The sequence below is a fragment of the Fibrobacter sp. genome (assembly GCA_012523595.1).
Taxonomy (GTDB): Bacteria; Fibrobacterota; Chitinivibrionia; order Chitinivibrionales; family Chitinispirillaceae; genus JAAYIG01.
In genome coordinates this window covers 1-4,525 of the sequence record JAAYIG010000061.1, presented here as the reverse complement: position 1 = coordinate 4,525, position 4,525 = coordinate 1, and the positions used below count along the sequence as shown (strand labels likewise).

The 4,525-nt window shown below is 44.3% G+C and carries 3 protein-coding genes; all 3 read left to right on the top strand.

All coding sequences use genetic code 11. The annotated features are described in order from the left end of the window. Nucleotides 1–118: 118 nt before the first annotated feature. On the top strand, nucleotides 119–1,696 hold the full coding sequence (locus tag GX089_03720; protein NLP01579.1) for a hypothetical protein: 1,578 nt from the start codon (nucleotides 119–121) through the stop codon (nucleotides 1,694–1,696). Between the two features lie 156 nt (nucleotides 1,697–1,852). Beyond that, a complete protein-coding gene (gene dinB, locus GX089_03715; protein ID NLP01578.1) occupies nucleotides 1,853–3,040 on the top strand; it encodes a DNA polymerase IV in 1,188 nt (395 codons plus the stop codon). 358 nt (nucleotides 3,041–3,398) lie between these two features. Next, complete coding sequence (locus tag GX089_03710; GenBank protein NLP01577.1) at nucleotides 3,399–4,154, top strand: hypothetical protein; 756 nt, start codon at nucleotides 3,399–3,401, stop codon at nucleotides 4,152–4,154. Nucleotides 4,155–4,525: the final 371 nt, after the last annotated feature.

Sequence of the window (4,525 nt, the reverse complement as noted above, 5' to 3'; positions counted from 1 at the left end):
TGTTGTATTTATATTATAACATTGCAGGCCTTGAAGGTTAATTCTTTTCAAAATGCTTTAAATATTCGTTCCCCATCCGGCTACGCACAGATCTGGTATATAAAAGGATGGTATTTGTTTGAAACAGATAAGCGGTATAATTTTACTCCTTTTTGTTCTGATTTCAGGATGCAGGAAAGATGTTCCTGAGTCTGAAGCACGTGCAATTTCCACGGATAAGGAGAAGGCCGACACAATAACCATCTCCTTTTATAATGTTGAAAACCTTTTTGATCTCAACTATGACGGGCTGGAGTACCCTGAATACAAGCCAGGCACATCGAACTGGGACCGGGAAATACAGAGGAAAAAAGTGGAAAATACCGCATCGGTTATCTCCGCAATCGATGCCGATGTTGTGGCGCTCTGTGAAGTGGAAAATGGAAACGCGCTGAAACAGTTGAAAAATGCCCTTGCCAGGAGGGGAAAGAACTACCCGTTCATGGTAATCGGAGAGGGGGTGGAAAAAACAATTACCTGTACAGCTATACTTTCGAAATACCGTCTTGTAAAGTATGGGCAAATCCCGGTGGTTCTTGGAGGAAAAGCAAAAACCAGATGTATTCTTGAAGCAGATCTTCAGATCGGGAAATCATCATTAAAACTGTTTGTAAATCACTGGCCTTCAAAGAACTATCCTGAATCATTCCGTATAAAAGCTGCAGAGACACTGCGTTCACGTTTATTGAGTCTCCAGGAGGGAACAGATTATGTTCTGCTGGGTGATTTTAACTGTGACTATGATGAATATTTGAAGCTGAAGGTTTTCGGTCATGATGACACTGATGGCAGAACCAGCATCAATCATGTGCTTAATACTGTCAGAGATGGGAACCGTTTTGTAACAGAAAGGGATTTCGCGGATGGAATCACCGGAATGCACTACGATCTCTGGCTTGAACTGCCCGAGACAGAACGGATGAGCTATGTTTTCAGGGGTAATTATCAGACTCCTGATCATATCATCCTGCCTGCATCGCTTTACGATTCCAGAGGCATCTCATATATCGATAACAGCTTCAGGGTATTTACCTGGGATGGGCAACTGATAAGAAATGGAAAGCCCTACAGATGGCAGACAAGATGGAAAAAGAAGAGAAAAATGCACACCGGGGAGGGTTATTCTGACCATCTTCCGGTCTGCGCTTCGTTTGTAAACAAATCTTTTCAGTTTGACAGCCTTTCGGAGGCATTTCAGGACAGAATCTCCGGGGCAGATGCTATTGATTCCGGGGGATTTGAAAGTTCTTCCGAGGGTTGGGTTTCCTGCAATTCAGGAGTAAGTCTTTTCAGGGATACTGTATCTGTTAAGGATGGAAAATTCTGTCTGCGTATCAGCGGAGATGCACGAAAGGCAAACAGCAGCGCCTCAAAAGCTATACTGAGGAGAAATGGTGCTGAGAAAACAATCAGATTTAACCTGAGGGGAAACGGGAAGGTTTCTTTCAGGATTCGTAAGGCTGGTGGTGACTGGGTATACTATAATCCACCTTCTTTCAAGCCCTCCAGCAGTGCCCGTTATTCTGAGGTCCGGTTTGACAGTTGGAAAGAAGTGGCACTTGAGGTTGCTGACCAGGTGGCAAAAGAGGTGGAACTGGAGACCAGAGTCGGGAAGAATTCCCCGTTTTGCTTCTGGGTTGATAATGTTGTGTGGTGAGAGTCAATACAATGACCAGGAGAGCGATCCAGAAAAGATGTATTCGGGTAAAAAAGACCGGTTGGACTCTTTTGTGCCCGGCAAAGCGCGTTCTTAATCGTAATTGAAGAAATGGAAAAGGGCTGTTAAGAGTTCGGGCAGGATGGATAAAGAGAGATGAATTCTCCAAGGACAATTTTCCATATTGACATGGATGCTTTTTTTGCTTCAATAGAGCAGAGGGACAATCCTGAATACAGGGGTAAACCTGTAATTGTGGGTGCCCGTCCTGGTTTCAGGGGAGTAGTTTCAACTGCCAGTTATGAGGCACGCAAATACGGGGTTCACTCTGCGATGCCTGTCAATGAGGCATACAGGCGCTGTCCTCAGGGAATTTTTGTGACTCCGAGGGGGAGAGTGTACGCGAGCGTATCAAAGGCGATAATGAGTATCTTCGAGAGGTTTTCTCCCTGTGTGGAACAGGTTTCGGTTGACGAGGCATTTCTGGATATGAGCGGGACCGAGAGGCTTTATGGATCTGCTCTTAATGCAGCTAAGGAGATTTCAGAGAGAATAAAGGTTGAACAGAAATTAACCGGTTCTATTGGAGTAGCTCCGAACAAATTTCTGGCAAAAATAGCATCGGATATGAACAAGCCAAACGGTATTACCATTGCACCATTCGATCCTGATCAAATAAAGAAATGGCTGGCGCCAATGCTGGTTCAGAAGATCTGGGGGGTGGGGAAGAAGAGTGCAGAGGCGCTTGCGAGGATGGGAATATGCACGATCGGTGATCTTCAGGAGTTGTCAATAGAGTATCTTGAGGAACGGTTTGGTAAAAATGGGGTTTCGCTTTTCGATCTCTGCAGGGGGATAGATGATCGTCCGGTGGGAAATGAAGAATCTATTAAATCCATATCCCGCGAACACACATTCAATGTTGATTCACAGGACAGGGGACAATGGCAGGAGGTACTGTTTTCACTGGTTCAGGATGTTTCAAAGCGGGCGCGTTCCTATGGAGTAAAGGGACAGACTGTTTTTATCACCTGGCGCAGACCCGATTTCAGCAGGCACAGCCGGAGGAAACCACTTCCCTTTGCCACAAATGCTGCAAAATTGATCTATGAAAGTGCTTTTGAACTTCTTGAAGAGCTCAGAGAGCGCTCGCTGAGACTTCTGGGTGTGGGGATAACTGGTCTTGATGAAGCGGTGCAGACCGACCTTTTTGCACAGAAATCTCTGGAGTCACTGGAGGCTTCAGAGGCTGCCGTCGATAGAATCGTGGCCCGGTTCGGGAAAAAGGTCATCGGGAAGGGCAGGGAAGTGGGCAGGAAGAGGGATCTCGATTCGTTTGATTAAGGGTCATTCTGGTTTTCTCCCGGTACACCGCATCCTGAACATCTATCCTCTGTCCCGGTCGGTATCAATATCTGCATCGGAATCGGAATCAGCATCGAGAGGTATGTACCTTAGAATTTTAAACCTTTTTCCCTGTTTAAAATCAGGTAAATCAGATTTCTTTAATCATCAAAATCAGTGGTCAAAATACTCTTTTCTGTTTAAAACCAGTTAAACCATTTCATAGAATTATAATCAGAACAAGAAATTTTCTTTTACAGCTAAACAAATCTATCCTTCAATCGGGTGAATCAAGGTCAGGTGTTGCAATGCTATCGAAGTTAATTCATATTTAGTATTGCATTGGAGGTAAATGGGTATGATAAGTGTCATAACATGCTGGAGAAGGCCGATTCCACAGTCGATTCAGGAGAGGAATATTTTCAGGACAGCGGGTGTGGATCATGAGTATATCATGATTGATGGAAGCAATGGGATTGGTTTGGCTGCAGCTTACAATCAGGGGATAGCCAGAGCGCGCGGTGATGTTTTTGTTTTTATTCCGGAAGAACTTTTCTTCATGAAGATGAACTGGGGTTTAATTCTGGAGAAAAAGTTTGCTGATGATCCCTGGTTAGGGGTGATTGGTGTCGCCGGAACGCAATTTCTTTATGCTGACAAGTACTCCTGGACTGCTGCCGGTCGTCCGTTTGTAAAGGGCAGGGTAGTTTATCATCTGCAGAATGGTGATTTCTTTGCGGTTGTATTCTCTCCTGAGAACGGTGATTCTCCGGTAGTTGCAGTCGATGGAGTATTTATGGCTGTCAGGACATCACTTTTCCAGAATATTTGTTTTGATGAGGAAACTTTTGATGACTGCCATTTCTGGGATCTGGATTTTTGCATGCAGGCAAATCAGGTGAGCAGAATCATGGTGACGACTGATATTGTTGTAAAGTGGCGTTCTCAGAATGTTTTTGACAAAGCCTGGAACTCTTACGGCCAGAAATTTCTTTTCAAACATCAGGACAAACTGCCGATCAGTTGTGTAGATGCTGTTCCTGATCCTCAGAATTATGTTTCCAGCCAGTGTGTGAATCTCAAAGGGAAAGCACCAATAGAGACAATCTGCTGAGTATTGTCTCTATCTGTTTCCCCTGTCTGTTTCTGCTTGTTTAATATCGGGCATTATCCCATAATATTGTCTGAGACTCCTTCTGATCGGTATCGGTATCGGCATCGAAATAGAATCGATTCCGATTACGACGTTGGACAAACATATGATGTCTGACATAATTAAGAGCTAATAGTTTTTTAGAAAACATTCGATATATAGAAGCCGCTTCCGGCTTTTTCGTGGGTAGCCCCAACATATTGTGTCTAAGCACTTCTGAAACGTAAACAAGGCTTTACAGGAGGATATGGGTACAAATCCAATCCTCCGCAATGAAAAAAGATTGCTGTTCTGTAATGGGCTCTGTTCCGAAAGCCGCATGCCATTCTTTT

Bases quoted from the DNA above. Each gene is read 5' to 3' on its own strand.
- dinB (NLP01578.1), top strand. From the start codon at position 1,853: ATGAATTCTCCAAGGACAATTTTCCATATTGACATGGATGCTTTTTTT.
- GX089_03710 (NLP01577.1), top strand. From the start codon at position 3,399: ATGATAAGTGTCATAACATGCTGGAGAAGGCCGATTCCACAGTCGATT.